The 19,707-nt window shown below is 72.6% G+C and carries 18 protein-coding genes; 7 read left to right on the top strand and 11 right to left on the bottom strand.

What is annotated here, in order from left to right; all coding sequences use genetic code 11:
* Positions 1-54: 54 nt before the first annotated feature.
* The 4 genes from ACIQF6_RS00665 to lanKC all read right to left on the bottom strand — a co-directional run bounded on the left by ACIQF6_RS00665 (position 55) and on the right by lanKC (position 5,056).
* Positions 55-1,971 carry an ABC transporter ATP-binding protein gene (locus ACIQF6_RS00665; protein ID WP_400888372.1) on the bottom strand — a complete coding sequence of 639 codons (1,917 nt, stop codon included), beginning with the start codon at positions 1,969-1,971 and terminating at the stop codon, positions 55-57.
* Positions 1,972-2,103: 132 nt separating this feature from the next.
* Positions 2,104-2,232: a hypothetical protein gene (locus ACIQF6_RS00670; protein ID WP_363471413.1), complete on the bottom strand. Its 129-nt coding sequence runs from the start codon at positions 2,230-2,232 to the stop codon at positions 2,104-2,106.
* Positions 2,233-2,264: 32 nt separating this feature from the next.
* Positions 2,265-2,393 carry a class III lanthipeptide gene (locus tag ACIQF6_RS00675; RefSeq protein ID WP_400888373.1) on the bottom strand — a complete coding sequence of 43 codons (129 nt, stop codon included), beginning with the start codon at positions 2,391-2,393 and terminating at the stop codon, positions 2,265-2,267.
* 101 nt (positions 2,394-2,494) lie between these two features.
* Positions 2,495-5,056 (bottom strand): class III lanthionine synthetase LanKC, encoded by a 2,562-nt coding sequence (gene lanKC, locus ACIQF6_RS00680; protein ID WP_400888375.1) that lies wholly within the window; start codon positions 5,054-5,056, stop codon positions 2,495-2,497.
* 214 nt (positions 5,057-5,270) lie between these two features.
* Here lanKC and ACIQF6_RS00685 point away from each other — a divergent pair, with 214 nt between their 5' ends.
* The 4 genes from ACIQF6_RS00685 (at position 5,271) to mdlC (ending at position 8,950) form a co-directional block, all read left to right on the top strand.
* The gene (locus ACIQF6_RS00685) at positions 5,271-5,771 is read left to right on the top strand and encodes a MarR family winged helix-turn-helix transcriptional regulator (RefSeq protein ID WP_400888377.1); all 501 of its coding nucleotides are present in this window, start codon (positions 5,271-5,273) and stop codon (positions 5,769-5,771) included.
* A 192-nt stretch (positions 5,772-5,963) separates the two neighbouring features.
* Entirely contained in the window at positions 5,964-6,383 is a 420-nt protein-coding gene (locus ACIQF6_RS00690; protein WP_400888380.1) for a nuclear transport factor 2 family protein, read from the top strand.
* A gap of 154 nt (positions 6,384-6,537) precedes the next feature.
* The gene (locus ACIQF6_RS00695; RefSeq protein WP_400888383.1) at positions 6,538-7,101 is read left to right on the top strand and encodes an NADPH-dependent FMN reductase; all 564 of its coding nucleotides are present in this window, start codon (positions 6,538-6,540) and stop codon (positions 7,099-7,101) included.
* 220 nt (positions 7,102-7,321) lie between these two features.
* Positions 7,322-8,950: a benzoylformate decarboxylase gene (gene mdlC / locus ACIQF6_RS00700; protein ID WP_400888385.1), complete on the top strand. Its 1,629-nt coding sequence runs from the start codon at positions 7,322-7,324 to the stop codon at positions 8,948-8,950.
* 82 nt (positions 8,951-9,032) lie between these two features.
* Here mdlC and ACIQF6_RS00705 read toward each other — a convergent pair whose 3' ends face one another.
* Both ACIQF6_RS00705 and ACIQF6_RS00710 read right to left on the bottom strand, forming a co-directional pair.
* Positions 9,033-9,869, bottom strand: coding sequence for a DsbA family protein (locus ACIQF6_RS00705; RefSeq protein WP_400888387.1), 837 nt, complete (start codon positions 9,867-9,869; stop codon positions 9,033-9,035).
* A gap of 28 nt (positions 9,870-9,897) precedes the next feature.
* On the bottom strand, positions 9,898-10,905 hold the full coding sequence (locus tag ACIQF6_RS00710; RefSeq protein WP_400888389.1) for a thioredoxin domain-containing protein: 1,008 nt from the start codon (positions 10,903-10,905) through the stop codon (positions 9,898-9,900).
* A 583-nt stretch (positions 10,906-11,488) separates the two neighbouring features.
* Here ACIQF6_RS00710 and ACIQF6_RS00715 point away from each other — a divergent pair.
* The 3 genes from ACIQF6_RS00715 to ACIQF6_RS00725 all read left to right on the top strand — a co-directional run bounded on the left by ACIQF6_RS00715 (position 11,489) and on the right by ACIQF6_RS00725 (position 16,456).
* The gene (locus ACIQF6_RS00715) at positions 11,489-14,041 is read left to right on the top strand and encodes a right-handed parallel beta-helix repeat-containing protein (protein ID WP_400888392.1); all 2,553 of its coding nucleotides are present in this window, start codon (positions 11,489-11,491) and stop codon (positions 14,039-14,041) included.
* 158 nt (positions 14,042-14,199) lie between these two features.
* Positions 14,200-15,105: a 2-hydroxyacid dehydrogenase gene (locus ACIQF6_RS00720; protein WP_400888394.1), complete on the top strand. Its 906-nt coding sequence runs from the start codon at positions 14,200-14,202 to the stop codon at positions 15,103-15,105.
* A 94-nt stretch (positions 15,106-15,199) separates the two neighbouring features.
* Positions 15,200-16,456, top strand: a complete 1,257-nt coding sequence (locus ACIQF6_RS00725) for a lytic transglycosylase domain-containing protein (RefSeq protein WP_400888396.1) — start codon at positions 15,200-15,202, stop codon at positions 16,454-16,456.
* Between the two features lie 58 nt (positions 16,457-16,514).
* Here ACIQF6_RS00725 and ACIQF6_RS00730 read toward each other — a convergent pair whose 3' ends face one another.
* From ACIQF6_RS00730 to ACIQF6_RS00750, 5 genes are all read right to left on the bottom strand, one after another.
* A complete protein-coding gene (locus ACIQF6_RS00730; protein ID WP_400888398.1) occupies positions 16,515-17,759 on the bottom strand; it encodes a tetratricopeptide repeat protein in 1,245 nt (414 codons plus the stop codon).
* Between the two features lie 37 nt (positions 17,760-17,796).
* Positions 17,797-18,723 carry a hypothetical protein gene (locus tag ACIQF6_RS00735; RefSeq protein WP_400888400.1) on the bottom strand — a complete coding sequence of 309 codons (927 nt, stop codon included), beginning with the start codon at positions 18,721-18,723 and terminating at the stop codon, positions 17,797-17,799.
* A 122-nt stretch (positions 18,724-18,845) separates the two neighbouring features.
* On the bottom strand, positions 18,846-19,019 hold the full coding sequence (locus ACIQF6_RS00740) for a hypothetical protein (RefSeq protein ID WP_400888402.1): 174 nt from the start codon (positions 19,017-19,019) through the stop codon (positions 18,846-18,848).
* A gap of 133 nt (positions 19,020-19,152) precedes the next feature.
* Positions 19,153-19,326, bottom strand: a complete 174-nt coding sequence (locus ACIQF6_RS00745; RefSeq protein ID WP_400888404.1) for a hypothetical protein — start codon at positions 19,324-19,326, stop codon at positions 19,153-19,155.
* Positions 19,323-19,574 carry a hypothetical protein gene (locus tag ACIQF6_RS00750; RefSeq protein ID WP_400888406.1) on the bottom strand — a complete coding sequence of 84 codons (252 nt, stop codon included), beginning with the start codon at positions 19,572-19,574 and terminating at the stop codon, positions 19,323-19,325. Before ACIQF6_RS00750 ends, ACIQF6_RS00745 begins: the two co-directional genes overlap by 4 nt.
* Positions 19,575-19,707: the final 133 nt, after the last annotated feature.

Genomic DNA, 19,707 nt, shown 5'->3' on the forward strand with positions numbered 1-19,707 from the left:
GCAACGTGAATTGACGGGGGACAAGTTGATCTCGAAACGTGTGCATCGTCAAGATCAAGCGGAGAATGGGGAATTGGTTCGTCCGGAGGGTGTCGCATCGGTGAGCAGCTGCTGGGCGGCCAGTTGGGCGTAGAGCCGGTCGGTGCGGAGCAGCTCCTCGTGGGTGCCGACCGCGCCGACGGCGCCGGACCGCACCACGGCGATCCGGGTGGCGTCGCGGACCGTGGACAGCCGGTGGGCGACGGCGAGGACGGGCATCCGGGCGGCGAGGTCCTGCACCACGGAGCGCAGCGCCGCCTCGTTGACGGCGTCGAGCTGCGAGGTCGCCTCGTCGAGCAGCAGCAGCCGGGGCCGGCGCAGCAGCGCCCGGGCGATGGCGATCCGCTGCCGTTCGCCGCCGGAGAGCGAGACGCCGCGGTACTGCACGGGCGCGTCCAGGTCGCCGCCGAGGCGGGTCAACAGGCCGTCGAGTCGGGTGAGTCCGAGGACTTCGTGGAGCTCCGCGTCGGTGGCCCGGTCGGCGGCGTAGGCGAGGTTCTCGCGCAGCGATCCGGCCATCACCGGGGCGTCCTGCTCGACGTAGCCGATGACCGAGCGCAGCCGGTGCAGGTCCCAGTCCCGGACCTCGGCGCCCTCCAGTGCGATCGTGCCGGCGTCCGGGTCCCAGAAGCGTTCGATGAGGCTCAGCACGGTGCTCTTGCCGGCGCCGGACGGTCCGACCAGGGCGGTCAGGCCCACCGCGGGCACGGCCAGCGAGAACTCGCGCAGCACCGGGTCGGGCGTGCCGGGGTAGCGGAACGACACCCGGTCGAAGACCACGGCGGCGTCGCCGGACGCGGCGGCGGCGGGTTCCCGAGGCGCGGCGGGCGCGCGCGGGGCGGCAGGCGCACGCGGCGGCTCCGGGGGCAGCCGGGTGATCTCGCCGATCCGCTGGAGCGCCGCCCGCCCGGTCTGCGCGAACGCAAACACCCCGACCAGCGACATCACCGGCTCGGTGAGGAAGAAGACGTACAGCAGGAACGCCACCAGGGTGGCGACCGGGATCGCGCCGTAGGAGACCCGCAGCGCGCCGACGCCGAGCACCACGAGGAAGACCAGGTGCACCGCGAGCATGGCGACGGCGTTGGCGGTGGAGTCCCAGCGGGCCCGCACCACGCCGTGCCGGTACGCAGCCTCGGCCGCCTCGGCGACCCGGCGGGCCTCCAACTCCTCGGTGCCGCAGGCCTTGACGGTGGTGAACGCGGTCAGCGACCGGTCCAGCACCGCGCCCATCTCGCCGACCGAGTCCTGCGCGCCGATCGACGCCCGGCGGATCCGCGGCATGACGAGCCCGAGGGCGCCCAGCAGCAGCGCGATGGCCAGCACGCTGGCGCCCAGCAGCACCGGGTCCAGGACGGCCATCATGACGAGCGCGCCGAGCGTCATGATCAGGCCGGTGACGGCCTGCACCAGGGTCTGCTGGACCACCTGGCGCAGCAGGGTGGTGTCACCGGTGACCCGGGCCATCAGGTCGCCGGGGGTGGCCCGGCGGAACGCGGTCATCGGCAGCCGCAGCACGTGCGCGGTCAGCTGCCGACGGGCCGTCAGCACCGCGCCCTCGGCGGCCGAGCTCAACTGGTAGCTGCCGTACGCCGAGGCGGCCGCGCCGACCAGGACCAGGGCCATCAGCGCGAGCAGCGGCCGGGCGGCGCCGCTCAGCGGGTTCGCGCCGCCCAACAGGTGCTGGACGACCAGCGGTTGCACCAGTCCGACGGTTCCGGAGAGCAGCAGCAGCCCACCCGCCGCCAGCAGCCGCCGGCGCTCGGGGGCCACGTAGCGGCGCAGCTGCGCGAGGGCTTCGCGGAGCGTCGGTTCGGCGGCCCGCGGTCCGTCGGCGGCGCCCGGCCGCGTCCCGGTGGCGGCCCCGGCGGCCCCGGCGGCCCCGGTGGTCCCGGCGTCGCCGACGGCCGGAGCCGGCATGGTGTCGACCATCCGGATGTGCCTTTCCCCTCGTGCGGAAATTCTCGTGCGAAAAAATCTGGTGCGTAAAGTGGAGCCGGGCGGCATCCGGCAGTTGAGGTCTGTCGGATGCCGCCCGGGGCTGTCAGGCCACCGATCGGAGGATCAGGCGATCTGGCAGCTGGAGGAGCACTCACTGAACCGGCTGATGAAGCTGCCGATGGTGGTGACGGCCAGGCCCTCGGCGGACCCGGCGCTCTCCGGCAGGCCCTGGAGGGCGAGAACAGCGTTCATGTCGAGGCCGTCCTTCCGGTGGAGGGCGTGGGTCACGCCGGGCGGCAGCTGGTGGAGCAGGAGCCGTAGAGGCTGATCAGGCTGCCGAGGCCGGAGAAGCCGGGGGTCTCGATGGCCTCGGTGGTCTCTTCCAGGGCCTGCAGGGCGATGACGGCGTTCATGTCGTGTCCTTCCTTCGCTGTGGTTACCGATGTGACGGTCCGTCGACTCGAGGGGGTTCGAGGGACGGTGACCGGTTCCCGGCGGCGCCGGGGACCGGAGTTCAGTGGGCGGTCGGGTCGGGGAGCAGCTGCACCCCGGGTCCGTCGAGCACCCTGGAGAGGGCGAGCAGGACGCCCGCGCTGCCGGAGGCGAGGTCCGCGGTGTACCGCTCCTGACCGCCGGCCAGCACCCGCAGGCCCGACGGTTGGCGGATCGCGTACTTCGCCAGGCCGGTCGCGATCCGCACCGCGACCTGCTGCTCGGCGTCGTCGCCGGAGCGGTGGGCGTGCTCGGCGAGGGTGTACGCCCAGCCCGCGACGCCCAGGTAGAGGCCGGGTTCGGCCGCACAGGTGAGCCGGCACATGGTCAGCACCCGGGGCAGCTCGGCGGTGCAGCGCTCGTCGCCGGTCACGGCCGCCAGCCGGGACAGCGCCAGTGCGACGCCGGCCGAACCGATCGACAGATAGGGCAGGTTGCGGATCCCGGAGTCGTCCCGGAACAGCAGCCCGTCCGTACCGCCGTCCACCGCCCGGTCGAGCTCGGCGTGCATCAGCTCGACCGCGCCGTCCAGGTAGCGGCGCTCGCCGGTGTACTCGCCGAGCGCCGTCAGGAAGAGCGCCGTCCCGGACAGGCCGTCCGCCAGGCCCGCGGTGCCCGCGTCGGACCGGACGACGTCCCGGTGCTGCCCGATGAACGTGTCGCCGAGCTTGGTGGCGGTGACCAGCCGCTGGTCGCCGCCGTACCGGGCGTGCAGGTCCAGGTGGACCAGGCCGATGCCGGCCGCGCCGTTGCCGAGGTGGGCGGAGGCCAGCGCGAGCGGATGCTGCAGCGAGGTGTGCAGCAGCTGCTCGGCCTCCTCGGCCAGGCCGAGTTCGGCCATCACCCAGGCCAGGCCGGCGGTGCCGACCTGTAGGCCCGGGGCCATGGCACCGGTGTTCGCCAGCACGTCGCGGCGGAACCGGGCCAGCACCTCGTCGGGGATCGGCACCTTCGCCTGGTGCAGGGCGTGCAGCACACCGGCCGAGCCGTGCTCCAGACAGTGGGTGTTCGCCGCGTAGCCGCGCGGCGAGGGCGGGAACAGCCAGTCCGGGCCGTCCGGCCTGGCCATCGCGAGCAGGCCCGCGGCGATGCCGTCGCGCAGCCCGGCGAGCGCCCGCTCCGGGTCGTCGTCCAACTCGTCGGCGGTGGGCAGTTCATGACTGCTCGTCACGTCGGGGGTGGCCGTGCCGTGGTACCTGGTCGCGGTGCGCCACAGCGCCTCCGGGATCGGCACCTCCTGTTCGAGGTCGCGCAGGTACAGCTCCGCCCGGCCGCGCGGATCGCGCTCCAGCGGCTGGCTGAGCGGGAACAGCGCGCACAGCGCCAGGCCGGCCAGCCCGTACTCGTCGTTGTCGACGCCCGCCTCGCGCAGCGGCCGCGGCGGGGTGTACCCCGGCGTGCCGAGCGGGGACGGCGCTTCGGTCAGCAGCGTCGAGGTCTCGAAGTCGATCAGGCGGACCGTCAGGTCCTCCAGGACCACCACGTTGCCGTGGCTGAGGTCGCCGAACCGCATGCCGATCGCGTGCAGCTGGTCGATCCGCTCCCGCAGGCCCGCCATCAGCTGCTCCACCTTGGCGAGGTAGGCCGCGTGGCGTTCGGCCGCCACGCCCAGCCGGCCCATCACGGTGTTCCCGGCGACCCACTGGAGGAAGCCGGTGCCCTCGACGAACTCGGCGACCAGGAAGTCGTGTTCCCACTCCGTGAAGTAGTCGACCGGCTCCGGGCAGAGCCCCGGGGCCTGCTCGTGGATCAGCTGCAGCATGGCGTACTCCTTGCGCAGCCGGTCCCGGGAGTCGGTGTCGTCGCCGATCAGGCCGTTGTGGGCCCGGGCCTCCTTGATGAACACCGTCCGGCCGGTGGTGGTGTCGACCGCCCGGTAGGTGCCGCCGCCGTTGCTGTGCCGGATCACCTTGTTGATCTCGAACCGGTCATGGAGCAGGATCGGCCCCGCGTGCGGCTCGGCCGGCAGTGCGAACGGGTCCTCGATGCCGGCCGGCAGCACGAACTGCGCGGACCGCACGTCCGGGACGTCGTTGCCGTGCCCGTCCCTGATCAGGTGCAGCCTGGTGCCGTCGAGCTGGGTGAGGGTGCGGGTCAGGTAGGCGCCGTAGCGGTAGTAGACCACCCCGGTGTCGCCGTACCGCCGGTCGGAGAGCACGTACGGACCGACCTCGTCCTTCAGCTCGACCGACAGCCGGTCCAGCAGCCGCCGCGCACTGTCCGCGTCCGGCGGGTACACCGCGCAGAACTTGCCGGCCTGCGACCGCGCCGCGTGCTTGTGGTGCATGGTCTCGAAGAACAGCCGGTTCGCCAGGTGCTTGAACGCGAGGCCTTCCTCGAAGCAGATCCGCGCCACCGTGTCGAGGGTGAACTGCAGCCGCGGCACCGTGGTGGAGACGTGCACCTTCCACCCCTGCTCCGCGATCACCGGCTCGGCGGGCTGCCAGTGCATCCACACCCCGTCGGCGGTTCCGCGCCACCCGTCCGGCACCTCGCCGGGCCGGTACCGCTCGCCCACCTCGGGGGCCCGCTCCAACGGAACGTAGAACTCCCGGTCCGCCAGCGTCAGCCAGAAGTCCAGCACCGCCACCTCCGAAGGTCTCTGCCGCCGGAGTCCGCTTTCCGGTGGCAGGGACGACGTTAGGCGGGTGATGTGGATCACCTGTACCCCCCTCTTTGGGGGGCTTGGATCACGGCGCCCGCCCCTGTCCGGCTCCGGCGGCGACATGAAGCTTCAAGTGGGTGACGCCCGCTGTTCGCCCAGGTCATGTGCCAGGTGCGGCTGATACGCTCGCGCAATGAGCACCCAGGACGAGGCGCCGGCCCGGACGGGCGAGGACGATGTGCGGTGGCTCGGCGCGGGGGAGCTGGCCTCCTGGATGTCGGTGGTCCGGCTGATGACCAGGCTCCCGTGGGCCATCGACGCCGAGCTGCAGCGGGACGCCGACCTGAGCATGGTGGAGTACATGACGCTGGCCATGCTGTCCGAGGCCCCCGGGCGGACTCTGCGGATGAGCGTGCTCGCCGAACACACCAGCACCTCGCTGTCGCGCCTCTCCCACCTGGTCAAGCGCCTGGAGGGCCGCGGCTACCTCCGGCGCGAGACGGACCCGGCCGACGGTCGCTTCACCAACGCGATCCTGCTGCCCGCCGGGACGGCCAAGCTCGAAGCCGCCGCCCCCGGGCACGTGGCCCTCGTCCGCCGCCTGGTCGTGGACAACCTCTCCGCCGAGCGCCTGCGCCGCCTCGGCCAGGACGCCGAGCGCATCCTCCAGCGCATCGACTCGCCGGCGCGGTGACCTGAACCGTCAAGCCGGATCCCGGTGGCCCGGCGGGCGGCTCCGTCCCGCGAGGCCGCCGTGCGCCTGCACGCTGTAGTGGTGCGCCGCCGTGATGTGCCGCCATGATGCGCTGCCATGACTTGAAGGTTAAAGTTGTTGTGAACGCCTGAGGCATGCGGCAACCGCCGCCGACGGATCAGGAGAATCGAGATGTCCCACGACAACGAGAAGATCGTCCGCGCCGCCTACCAGGTCGCCGAGGACCAGGACGTCCCCGGTTGGATCGCGGCCTTCACCGAGGACGGCACCTTCACCGACATGTCCCTGCCGCGCACCTACCGCGGCCCCGCGGAGCTCGGCCTGACGGTCGAGGTCTACGCCAAGGCCTTTCCCGACATGCACCGCGAACTGGAGCGCGTCTACGTCACCGGCGACATCGTGGTGGTGCAGCTGCGCCTGCAGGGCACCCAGACCGGCCCGCTGGAACTGCCCACCGGCACCGCCCCGGCCACCGGCCGGCGGATGGACGCCCCCTGCTGCGACGTGTTCGAGCTGGTCGACGGCCGGATCAAGCGCTTCGACTGCTACCCGTCCGGAACGGTGATCGCCGCGCAGCTCGGCCTCGGCTGACCGCCGCGGGCGGGAACAATCACCCTCCGGTCCACGCTGTCACTTGAGTCTTCAAGTCGAGCGGTTCGTGAAACGACTTGAAGACTCAAGCTGACGGGGGTCGCCTGCGCCCCGCGCCACCGGGTGCCTCCCTCCCGTGGAAGGGGCGAACGACATGAGCACCCTCAGGATCGCCGTCATCCTCGGCAGCACCCGACCCGGACGCAACGGCAAGGCCGTCGCCGACTGGATCGTCGACCGGGCGGCCGCCCGCACCGGCGCCGAGTACGAACTGGTCGACCTCGCCGACTGGCCGCTGCCCTTCATGGACGAGCCGCTGCCGCCGTCCATGGGCCAGTACCGGCACGAGCACACCAGGGCCTGGGCGGCAAAGGTCGCCGGGTTCGACGGCTACGTCTTCGTCACCCCCGAGTACAACCACTCCATCCCCGGCGCGCTCAAGAACGCGATCGACTTCGCCTACGCCGAGTGGAACAACAAGGCCGCCGCCATCGTGTCCTACGGAACGGTCGGCGGCATCCGCGCCGCCGAGCACCTGCGCGCCGTCGCCAGTGCGGTCCAACTGGCGCACATCAACCAGCAGTTGGCGTTCTCACTGTTCACCGACTTCGAGGACCTCACGCGCTTCGAGCCCGCCCCGCACCACGACGCCGCCGCGACGAAGCTGTTCGACGGCCTCGAAGCCTGGTCGACGGCCATGAAGGCGCTCCGCGACTGACGGCCGCCGGACGTCGGGCCCGACCGCAGTCGGCGACCCGACGCCCGACGGTCCGGCAGTCGGCGTCCGGCGCGCGGAATGCTACGGAGCGTGAGCGGTGCCTAGCATGTCGTCACCGAGCGGTTTGTCGAAGGCGACCAGGAGCGTTCGTCCGGCGACTCGACCCCTCGGCAGGGGCGTCGACACGGCGCCCGGCCCACGACGAGAATCGGTGACACCCATGCCTGACCAGTCCACCGGCCCCACGGTCCGGAGCGTGACCTACGACCTGCTGCGGACCCTGAAGCTCACCACCGTCTTCGGAAACCCCGGCTCCACCGAGCAGCCCTTCCTCCAGGACTTCCCGTCCGACTTCACCTATGTGCTGGCGCTCCAGGAAGCCTCGGTGGTCGCGATGGCCGACACCTTCGCCCAGGTCACCGGCCGCCCGGCGCTGGTCAACGTGCACTCCTCGGCCGGCCTCGGCAACGCCCTCGGCAACCTGGTCGCCGCCTACCACGGCAACACGCCGCTGATCGTCACCTCCGGTCAGCAGCACCGCGAACTGGTCATCGGCGAGCCGTACCTGAGCAACCGTGAGGCCGTCACCCTGCCCAAGCCGTGGGTGAAGTGGTCCTACGAACCCGCCCGCGCCGAGGACGTGCCCGAGGCCTTCATGCGGGCCTACGCCGAGGCGCTGCAACCGCCGGCCGGCCCGGTCCACCTGTCGATCCCGATGGACGACTGGAAGCGGCCGCTGTCCGCCTTCTCCCGGCCGCGGACGGTCAGCGACCGCGTCCATCCCGACCCGCAGCGCCTGCGCGGCTTCGCCGACCGGCTCTCCGCGGCCCGCCGCCCCGCGCTGGTCCTCGGCCCGGAGGTCGACCGCAGCGGCGGCTGGGACGCGGCCGTCGCCCTGGCGGAGAAGCTGCGGGCGAGCGTCTACGGCGCCCCGCTGGCGGACCGCACCTCCTTCCCCGAGGACCACCCGCTGTTCGGCGGCCCGCTCGGCATGTCGGTGAAGGCCGTCGGCGACCGGCTGACCGGGCACGACCTGGTGCTGGTGATCGGGGCGGAGGTGTTCCGCTACTACCCCTATGTGCCCGGCCCCTACCTCCCGGACGGGACGGAACTGCTGCACATCACGGCCGACCCGGCGGTGGCCGCGGCGGCCCGGGTGGGCGACAGCCTGTTGGGCGACCCCCGGGCGGCGATCGAACTGCTGGTGGAACTGGTCGCCGACGGTGCGGCGCGCAGCGCCCCGGAGCCGATGGCGCGGCCCCGGGTGCTCCCGCCGGAGCAGCGCAGCCCGCTCACCCCGCCGGAGGTCTACGCCGTCCTGAGCCGGATCCGGCCGTCGGACGCGGTGATCGTCAACGAGTCGACCTCGACGATGGCACAGCAGACCGAGTGGCTGCCGACTGCGCGGACCGGCTCCTTCTTCGCCACGGCCAGCGGCGGGATCGGCTGGGGTGTCCCCGCAGCGGTGGGCGTCGCGCTCGGCGACCGGGACCGGGGCGCGGTGCGGCCGGTGATCGGCCTGATCGGCGACGGCTCCTTCCAGTACTCCGTGCAAGCCGTCTGGACGGCGGCGCAGCACCGGCTGCCGATCGTCTACGTGGTGATGCGCAACGGCGAGTACTCCATCCTGAAGTCCTTCGCCGAACTGGAGCAGACCCCGGGCGTGCCCGGGCTCGACCTGCCGGGCCTCGACATCGCCTCACTGGCACGCGGCTTCGGCTGCCGCGGGGTCGAGGCGGCCACCGCCGAAGACCTGGAGCGGGAGTTCGAGGCCGCCCTGACGGCCGGCACCACGACCGTCATCGTGGTGCCGACGCAGCCTCAGCAGGCGGTGCTCGGGTCGGCGTGACTCCCCACCGGCCCGCTCCCGCCGCTCGTGCGGTTCGGAGCTGCTTGCTCCGGGCGTTCGCGGGGCGGTCCGGGACCGGGGCTCAGTCCCCGGGGGAGTCGGCGGGGGCCGCGGGGCTGACGGCGCCGGGCGAACTCTGCGGGGAGGACGCGACCTTGGGGACGAGGTCGGCGACCGCCTTCGTGAAGGCTTCCGGGGAGGAGAGCGGGCCCGAGGCGAGCGCCGGGTCGAGTCTGCTCCCGTTGAGCAGCATCGTCGGGGTGCCGGTGAACTTGCGGTCGTGGAACTCCTGGGTGACGTCGCGCACCCAGCCGTCGTGGACGCCGTTCCTCACACACCCCTCGAAGGCCGGCGTCCGCAGTCCGGGGACCTGGTCGGCCAGCTTGAGCAGCGTCTCCCGGCTGCCGAACGCATCGTCGTTCTCCGCGGGCTGATTGGAGAACAGGACGGCGTGGTACTGGCCGAACTTGTTCTGGTCCTGGGCGCAGGCGGCGGCGTTGGCGGCGCGCCTGGACCCGTAGCCCTGCCTTCCGGCGTCGATGAGAGCCGCCGTGTGGTACTGGATCCGCAGCTGGCCGGCCTGGACGAGTTTCTGGAACGCCTCGCCGAAGCGGGCCTCCGCGCCCTTGCAGGCGGGGCAGCGGAAGTCCTCGAAGACGTCCAGCGTCGCGGGGGCCGTCGGGGCGCCCACCAGGATGGCCTTCCCGTCGGCGACCGCGCCGAGCGGGGCGAGCGCGGGGCCGGCGGAACGCTGGTGCTGGACGACGAATCCGACCAGGCCGGTGGTGGCGAGCACCAGCGGGACCACTCCGTAGACGAGGAGCCGGCGGCGCCTTCTGGAGAGTTCGGCGGCCAGTACCTGCTCGTGCTCGGCGCGTTCCCGGGCGAGTTGCTTGCCGTCTCGGTTGGCTCGGCTCATGGTCGGGCTCCCGTGGGGTCGGTGGGGGCTAGGTGGTGGACTCGGCGGCGTGGCCGGGGTCGGTGCTGCCGGCACCGCGGTTCCCGGCACCGCCGTTCCTGGCGCTGCCGTGCCCGGTGCTGTGGTGCCCGGTGCCGTCGGGCAGGTGCTCGGAGCCGGCGTCGGCCGGGTCGGTCGAAGGCGTGGCGCTCGGGGACTGGGAGTGGGGCTGCGGGTGGGGCCGGGGCTGCGCGGGGGCGGTGGAGCCGGCGGCGGGGTTCGCCCCGTGCTGCGGGGCTCCCGGCGGCACGAAGGCGGGGTCCTTCAGTGCCAGGTCCTGGACGGCCTTCCAGAACGCCAGGGCGGTCTCCGGGCCACCGAGTTTCACCTGCTTGCCGTTGAGCGTGACGGTGATGGCGTCGGTGTGGGGCTGCTTGGCGAATTCCTTGCTAAGGCGGTCCACCCACTCGGTGTACGTCCGGTCCTCGACGCATTTGTCGAACTGCGGCGTCCGCAGGCCGGCGATGCGCCCGGCGACGCTCAGCAGACCCGGCTTGCCGGTCACATCGGTGGCGCCCGCGCGCGCCAGGGCCTGACGGAAGAGGTCGAACTTCCCGGAGTCCTGGGCGCAGGCGAGTGCGTTCGCGGCGCCGGTCGAAGCGGGACTCTCCGAGGTGCCGACCGGTTTGTAGACGACTCGCAGTCGCTTTTCGGCCTGGAGCTGACGGATCGTCGGTCCGAAGGTCTCCTCGAAGGCCCGGCAGGCCGCGCAGTTGAAGTCCGAGTAGACGGTCAGGGTGGCGGGCGCCTTCTCGTAGCCGACGGCGATCGAGTCGGCGCTGGCGCCCTTGGGCGACTTGGGTGGCTTGGCGGGTTCGGCGGGCTTGGCGTCGGAGAAGGAACCGAACAGGTAGAGACCGCCGGCCGCGAGGGCGGCGATGGCCGCCGCCGTGATCGCCACGATCCGTCCACGCAGCGTTCGGCCGCGCCCGGTGCGGGCGGTGGCCGGTCCGGGGTGCCCGTCGCCGCCCGGGGGGCCGTCGGTGAACGTGGACATGGACTCCCACCAGCTGTCGGAGCGTCTCGGTCGGGGGCCGGCCCTTCGCCGGGCGGCCCTCCCCGATTAACCGGTGCCGTGCGACGGCGCTCAACCGACCACGCCGGAGCCCGAGGGAAACAACACGAATGAAGCACTATCGGGTTCAATGACCGGCTCGGACCCGGAGTGAAGTCGCCTCCTTCGACACCGACCTGATGCCCCGACAGCTGGTGTTCCGCGCCGCGAGGACGTATCCGTTCACCGCGGCCGACGAGTCCCGCCCGCCGACGAACCGTCCTGTGGCACGCCGTCCTGCGCCGCGCCGTCCTGTGCCGCACCGCCGTCGAAGGCATCCACCTCCGGCGAGCAGGCCCGCGGCGGCCCCGGCGATCGGGCGGGCCCGCCTCCCGGGGGTGCCACCTGCGTCAATTCCCGTCCTGTGTCAGCGTGTTCACCGATGTCCGGCAGGTCGAGCGGCTGCTGCGCCGGTGGCACCGCCCCGATGGCGGCGTCGGCCGCCCGGGTGGTTCTGCTGGGCTGTGTGAAGGAGTACCCGTTCGGCCCGGGCGGAGTTGCGGACCGGCGGGGAACCCCGTTCGGCATGTCGAGATTCAGGATGCGCAGACGTCCGTACCTGCCGGCCGCCGGTCTGCTCGCCGTCGCGGCCCTCGTCACCGCCGCGCCGTTGCCGGGCGTCGGTGCCGCGGCCGCGCCGGTGCAGCGCGGGGTGACCATCACGGTCAACGAGACGGCCGAGTCGGCGACCTACAACCCGCCCGGCCCGGTGTATTCGAGCCAGGTCAGCGACCCGTCCAACCACAACGGGCTGTGTTCGCTGCGGGAGGCCATCGAGGCGGCCAACACCCAGACGGCGGTGGACGGTTGCCCGGCAGGCGGGCCCGGGACGAACACCATCGTGGTGCCCGCCGGGACGTACGTCGCCCAGTCGGGTTTCTTCGTCCTCGGCCGCATCGCGTTCGTCGGCGCCAACGCCGGTAACCCCGGCTACGGTCCGCGCACCGCCGAGACCGTCATCCAGCTGGAGGGCAACCCCGGGTGGCGTGCCCACCAGGGGCTGTTCTGGCTCAACACGGCGCTCCCGCAGCCCGGCGGGGTGGCGCTCGGCGCGGGCTCCACCTTCGACGGGTTCACGCTGATCGGCACCGATCAGCCGATGTGTGACGACGAGCCGTCGCCCGTCACGGCCGTGCCCTGCGACCTCCAGGCGATCGTCGAGCCCTCGCAGAACCCCAACGACATCGGTTTCGACCTGCGCAACTCGATCGTCAGCGGCTTCAGCTCCGGCCTCTACCTGGGCGGCAAGGGCGGCACCGTCGAGAACAACCTGTTCCGGGACAACAACGCGTTCCCCGACGCCAACCATGCGGTCGCCGCAGGTGTCGACGTCTACTCGGACTCCACGCTGCCGGCCACCGAGGGGTTCATCCAGAACAACGTCTTCGCCGATCCGGCCATCGCGGCGATCGACTTCGAGGGCGGCGAGGACGGGCAGCAGATCCTGACCAACGTCATCGACACCCCGGACCCGGGCGGCGGGCCCGGCGACACCGGGATGTACATGTTCGGGGTGCAGAACCTGACGATCGCCGGGAACACCCTGGTCAACGGCGCCCCGCCGGCCGGCTCCGGGCGCACGCGGTTCGGCCTGCGGTTCGCCGACGCGGAGCACATCACGCTGCGGGACAACACGCTGACCGGGTACGCCTACGCCATCGCGTTCAGCGAGTACGGGCTGCCGCCCGGCCCCACCACGGGCTGGAACGCCTTCCACAACCGGATCTACAACAACGACGTCGGCCTGGTCGCCAAGCCGGACACCGCGTTCGCCGCCGGCAGCATCGTCGCCGACGACAACTGGTGGGGCGCCAACGGAGGCCCCGGGTCCACCGGCGCCCGCACCCTGCCCGCGTCGCCCGACGAACGCAGCCTCACCCGTCAGATCGGGCCGGTCAACGGCATCCAGCTCCTGGACGCCGCAGGCAACCAGGTGCCCAACACGGGGCAGGTGGTCGCCGACACCTGGCTGCACCTCACCTGCTCGCTCGCCGACACCACCGTGCCGGTCGGCGGCAGCACCACCGCCACCGGTGCCGTCACCGGCATGCCGGTCGTGGACCACCCGCTCGGCTCGGTCCACTACCAGCCGGTCATGGTGGCCGCCGTCACCGGCGGCATCGGCAGCGTCAGCGGCTTCGGCGTCGTCCCGCAGCCGGGCGCGGTCCTCGACGGCACCTTCACGGCGTCCGCGGTGGGCAGCGGCGCGGTGCAGATCGCGCTGGACGCGGAGCAGGTGGAGTGCCCGCTGACCACCGTCGAGGCGCCGGCCTCCGGCCTGTCCCTCAGCAAGAGCGCCAATCCCACCACCGTCACCGGCCCCGGCGACACCGTCACCTACACGTTCACGGTGACCAACACCGGCGGCACGGCGGTGGAGAACATCGTGGTGGACGACCCGAAGGTCGGGCCGGTCGGTTGCCCGGGCACCGGTCTGGCGGCCGGGGGCTCGATGGAGTGCACGGCCACCTACACGGTGACCGAGCAGGACGCCGCCGCCGGGGAGATCACGAACACCGCGACGGTCAGCGGCGCGGCACCCGACGGGTCGACCGTCACCTCGCCGCCGGCCAGCACGACCGTCAGGGTGACGCCGCAGCCGAGCGGCGCGCTGAGCCTGTCGAAGAGCGCGGACCCGGCGACGGTGCACACCGCCGGACAGACCGTCACCTACACGTTCACGGTGACCAACACCGGTGACACGGCGGTGGAGAACATCACGGTCGACGACCCGAAGGTCGGGCCGGTCGGCTGCCCGGGCACCGGTCTGGCGGCCGGGAGTTCGATGGAGTGCACGGCCACCTACACGGTGACCGAGCAGGACATCGCCGCCGGGGAGATCACGAACACCGCGACGGCCACCGGCACGGCGTCCGGCGGGTCGACCGTCACCTCGCCGTCGGCCGGCGTGACCGTCGCGGTGACGCCGAAGCGCCCGCACGGCCCGAAGCACGAAGGCGGGGCGCTGGCCGCGACCGGCTCGCCCGTCCCCGGGATCGCGGCCGCCGCCGCCGTGGCAGTGCTGACGGCCGGACTCGTGCTGATCCGGCGCGGCAGGCAGGGGCGCAACCGGGGGTGACGCGTCCGTGGACGGGGCCCGCCGCACACCTCGCGGTGCGGCGGGCCCCGGCGCCCCGACCAGCGGCGGAACTCCGGGCGGGCCCCGGTGCCCCGACCGGCGGCGGAACCCCGGACGCAGGTCGAGGACGGGCGGCAGTGTTGGTTAGGGTTCGGAGTATGAGTGCCCGTTACCTTCTCCCGTACGCCCCCGACGTGATCGGCGGTCTGCCCGCCGACCTCGACGCCCTCGTGTGGGACGGGGACGGGCCGGTGCCGCCGGACGAGGCGCTGCGCGAGGTGGAGTTCTTCTGCCTGCCCTACATGCGGCACGCCGCCGCGCTCCCGGTCATCCCGCACCTGCCGTCGCTGAAAGCGGTTCAGACCCTCACCGCCGGCATGGACGACGTGCTGCCGCACGTCCCGCCCGGCGTCGTCGCGTGCAACGCGCGCGGCCTGCACGACGCCAGCACCGCCGAACTCGCGGTGGCCCTGATCCTCGCCTCGCTGCGCGGCATCCCGCACTTCACCCGCCTTCAGGACCAAGGGCGTTGGAACCAGGAGTTCCACCAGTCCCTCGCCGACCGGACCGTGCTCATCCTCGGGTACGGCTCGATCGGCCGGGCCCTCGCCGCCCGGCTGGAGCCCTTCGAGTGCGAGGTCGTCCGGGTCGCCCGACGGGCCCGCCCCGAGGAACGGGTGCACGGCGTCGCGGAGTTGACGCAGCTGCTGCCGTCCGCGGACGTCGTCGTGCTGCTGACGCCGCTGACCCCCGAGAGCCGCCACCTGGTCGACGCCGGGTTCCTGGCCCGGATGAAGGACGGCGCCCTGCTCGTCAACGTCGCGCGCGGCCCCGTCGTCGACACCGCGGCACTCCTCGCGGAACTCACCGCGCAGCGGCTGCGCGCGGCGCTCGACGTCACCGACCCCGAACCGCTGCCCGCCGACCACCCGCTCTGGCACGCCCCCGGCGTGCTGATCACCCCGCACGTCGGCGGCCCCAGCAGCGCTTTCCTGCCGCGGGCCGAGCGGCTGCTGCGCCGGCAGATCCTGCGGTTCGAGAACGGCGAGCCGCTCGCGTCCTGACGCTGACACGTCCTACGGCCTCCGCGGGGGCCGGAACCTGATCGGTCGTCGGTTCGTCGAACTGCTGACCTGGAGATCGTCGAAAGGCAGCCGAATGCGATGGCCGATACGTAAGCGGGCGTTCCTGCGCGCGGTGGGGGTGATGGTGGTCCTGGCCGCCGTGACCGCGTCCGCGGGACCCACGGCACCGGCGGAGCGCCTGGCGGCGCAGGCGCTGGGGGCCGACGCCTCCACGGGCGACGGCCCGGGGACGACCGACCTGCCGGACGGTCAGCTGCCGTTGGACGGCGGCGGCACGCGGGACCTCCCGCAGCCGCCCGCACCCGGGGCCGAGACGCCGAGTCCGGGGGTGGAGACCGTCGGGCTCCAGGGCGGGGCGCGGCTGCCGTCCACCGTCTTCGACGCCTACCGGAAGGCGGAAGCGTCACTGGCCGCGTCCTCCCCGGGGTGCCACCTGCCGTGGCAGCTGCTCGCCGCGATCGGCCAGGTGGAGTCCGGGCAGGCCAACGGCGGCCAGGTGGACGCCAACGGTACGACCTACCGCCCGATCCTCGGCCCGGTGCTCGACGGGAACGGCTTCGCGGCGATCCCCGACACCGACGGCGGCCGGTACGACGGCAGCGCCGTCTGGGACCGGGCAGTCGGCCCGATGCAGTTCATCCCGTCCACCTGGGCGATCTGGGGCGCGGACGGCAACGGCGACGGCAAGGCGGACCCGAACAACATCTGGGACGCGGCGCTGGCCGCCGGCCGCTACCTCTGCGCGGGCGGCCGGGACCTGTCCGTGCCCGCGCAGCTCGACCGGGCGATCCTCGGCTACAACAACTCCACCGAGTACCTCCGGACCGTCCGGGCCTGGATGGTGCACTTCCAGTCCGGCGCAGCGGCAGTGCCCGACCGCCCGGCACCGTCACCGACCACCACCCCGGGGCCGACTGCCGGAGCGACTCCGACCCCGACCCCGACTCCGGCGCCGAGCCCGAGCCCGAGCGCGGACCGGTCGCCGACCGCCAGCCCCTCCGCGACAGCCTCGCCGTCGCCCACGGCCGGCGCGTCGGCATCACCGTCACCGTCGCCGTCCGCCTCGCCGAGCGGGACGCCTTCCAACTGCCCGTCCCCGTCGCCGAGTTCCTCCGCGAGCCCGAGCCCGAGCCCGAGCCCGAGCGCCAGCCCGAGCGCCAGCGCGTCGCCGTCGCCGTCGGCCAGTGCGTCGCCGCTGCCGTCGCCCTCCGCGACTCCCTCGGGTTCGCCCACGCCCGGCTGCAACACTCCTGCGCCGACAGCGCCCGCGTCGCCGTCACCTTCGGCGGCCCACGTCGCCCCGTCCGCCTCGCCCGCTCCGGTCGGGTGAGGAAGGCCGGTCGGCGGCGGATGCCGTCCAGCGCTTTGGGCCGCACGGTTTTCGGGGCTCACAGCCTGGGCGGCGGCGGGAGGTTCGCGGGCGGGCACAGGGTTCGGTCGCGGGCGCGGAAGCCGAAGCTGATGAGGGTGACGCTCTCGTCGGCGCTGACGGGTGTGCGGCCGTGGGGTGTGAGCGCGCCGTCGAAGACGACGCAGTCACCTGCAGCGAGGTCGTGTTCGAGGTAGCCGTCGGCGGTGATGAAGACGGTGGAGCTGGGGGTGGCGGTGCCGGTGGGGCGGGCGTGCTTGAGGCACAGGATCAGGTTGGCCTCGCCGAAGCCGAACTCGTCGACGTGGAAGTCGAGGAACTGCCCGTTGTCCCGGTACGCGATGTAGACGGCGGTGTGCGGCTGCTCGACGTCCAGCCCTGTGGACCGGGCCACGACGGCGGCGAGGTCGACGTGGTCGGCGAAGCTCGCCGCCGCGTCGCCGACGGGTGCGTTCCACTTGCCGTTGTGGAGGTACCCGTCGGCGGCCAGGGCGCTCTCGGCCTCGCGCGCCATCGCGGCGGTCGGCTCGGTGGCGAACGGCTGGTCGCGCAGGTGGCGGAGGAGGCTCGGGCGCACGCGCTGATGCACGGCGAGCCCCCGCACACCGTCCCGGATGCTCGGGAAGTCCTCCGCCCATCGGGCCGGCGTCCGGGTGCTGGTGCGGGACTGGAGCCAGGCGGTCCACCCGGCGCTCCACCCCTGCGGTACGGGGGAGTTGGGGTCGGCGTCGGCCCGGCCGAGCAGCAGCGCGACCCGGTCGAGTGCGGCCTGCGTCGATTCGACCAGTTCCGCGTTGCCCTTGGCGATCCGCAGCCGCAGTGCCTCTTGCAGGTGGGCCAGGGCGCCCGCGTGGTCGCCGAGTTCCATCAGGTGCTTGCCGAAGTGCTGGTGGGCGAAGTCGAGGAGTTCCGGGTGGAGGCTTCGTGCGGTGGCCAGTGCGCTGCGGTAGAGGGCGTCCGCAGTCTGCGTGTCGCCGGCGTAGCGGTGGGCGTCGGCGAGGTTGATTCCGGCGGCGATGACGGAGCGGGTGTTGCCGGCGGAGGTGGCCAGGTCGAGTGCCTGCCGCAGGAGGGTTCGGGCTTCGTCGTGGTTGCCCAGGGTCATCTGGGCGATGCCGATCTCCCGGGCCAGTAGCCGGGTCCGGGCGGGGTCTGTGGTGACGTCCAGCTCCTGGCGGAGCTGGCCGACGACGATGGTCAGCTCGTCCCGGTCGACGGGGACCATGCGCAGCTGGTCGTCCTGGGTGATGAGGTGCTGGAGCACGGGGCCTTCCCTGGTTCGGTTTGCGCTCGGCGTTGCACTACAGCTGGTCGGCCTGGTGGCGCAGGTCGGCCAGCAGCTCGACCCCGTGGGGGGAGAAGTGCTCGCCGAGCAGCTCCAGTTCGCGCGTGAGGTAGCGGACGGCCGGCAGTCCCTCGTCGTAGGCGTCCTGTAAGCGTGTCCGCTCGTTGCTGGTCAAGTCGTCGCGGTCCAGTTCGGTGCGGCGGAACCGCAGCAGCTGGTTGTACACGCAGGCTGCGTGGAACGCCCGGTCGATCTCCCAGAACTGGTTGCGGGCCATGCCCTGCGTCGCACGCCACCCGATCGCGATCTTCGGAGAGGTCCGGGAGGAGTAGCCGTCGGCGAACACCCGGTTCTGGAGGATGTGGAAGCTGGTCGACTGGTGCGTCCCCTCGTGCAGCAGGTTCTCCGCCAGGAAGAGGGACGACGGTTCGGGGCTGACGGTGTTCGGCGGGATGTGGTGCCGGGCCTTGTCGGAGAACACGATGACGTACGGAAGCGCCGGGTCACTGGAGCTGGTCAACGAGGACGCCCGGACACCGGGCTTGAGGCCGACCCACAGCAGGCCTCGGACGAACTCGCGTACGCGGGCGAACCCCTCGGGGTGGACCAGCGACAGGCGGTCCAGGGCCTGGATCAGCGTCGCGCGGCGCTCGTCGGTGTGCTGAACGATCTCGTAGTCCGTCAGGCTGAGTTCGTCGGCGATCTCGCGGGGAAGCCCGGCGTCGAACCAGTCGAAGGTCACGCCCGCCACGGTCACCGTGTCACTGCGCAGGGCGCGGGCGTGCTCCGCGAAGGGAGTGCCCGACCTCACCAGGCGCTCCATCAGAACGAACGGGAGCACGGGTTCGGCGCCCGCCGCGCGAAGCCGGGTCAGCGCCGGGTCCTTGCGGGTGAGGTCGAAGAAGGAACCGGGCTCCACTCGGGTGGCAATCGTCGGCGACACGATGGTTCTCCTCATGGTCGAGGCGTGCGGGTGGCTGGTCGGGAGGGGGCAGGCCGCCCGGCTGCGTATGCCGGGTCGGCCCGCCGTGCCGTCAGTGGGACGGCGTCAGTTCGGAGTTGCGGTCAGCTCTCGGTTCCCGCCGGGGCGAAGTCGCCGTCCGGGACCATGTGGTCCAGCCGCCGCGTCAGGGACGCGACGCCGGTGGCCGGCGCGAAGTCGCCGTCCGGGACGGAGTGGTCCAGCCGCCGCGTCAGGGCGGTGACCTCCGGGTCGGGCGTGATGGTGGTGTCGCTCACGATGCCTCTCCAATCGGGTTGGCTCCGCTCGTCCGAGATGGACGAGCCGTGGTGCGGGGTGATGCAGACCCGGCCCGACGGACCCTTTCCAGCGGGCCGGGAACTCATGGGCGCCCAGCGGGCGCGGGGGTCGCTAGTAGCGGCCGGAGACGATCAACGCCGTGGCAACCGCTATGAGCGCGAGCAGGGAAACCGTGTACGCGACGGCAAGCGGCCAGGACGTGGGGGTCTCGTGCGAGGCCCGCCCGGCGGTCTCCCGGACGTTTGTCAGACCGTCGTCCACGGCGTTCTCTCCTCGGGACGTCACGCCTCCGCCGGCCGCCGATCGAGCGCGGCCCGCAACGCTGCGCGACGGTAGGGCGTCCGGGCGCGGGCAATGCAGTCGTCGCAGATCGCATGACGGGTGGCCCGGGCTTCGCCGGGGACCTGGAGAAGGATGCCCGCGCAGACCAGCGTCTCGCGCCGGCAGACCCACCAGGTCCCCTGGCGGTAGCCGTCGGGCCGGTCCTGAACACGGCCCTCGCCTCGCTCGTGGACGGATCTCGGGGTGCTCACTCCGTGGACTCCAACTCGGTCAGCAGAACCAGCTCCGGGTACACGTCGGAGGAGGAATCCCTGTTCACCCAGGCGCGGTTGGCGTGTTAGCCCGGGGTCTTCGCGACGGTGCCCGTCCCGCCGTCCTCGCGGT

The organism is Kitasatospora sp. NPDC092948 (genome assembly GCF_044754805.1).
GTDB lineage: Bacteria > Actinomycetota > Actinomycetes > Streptomycetales > Streptomycetaceae > Kitasatospora.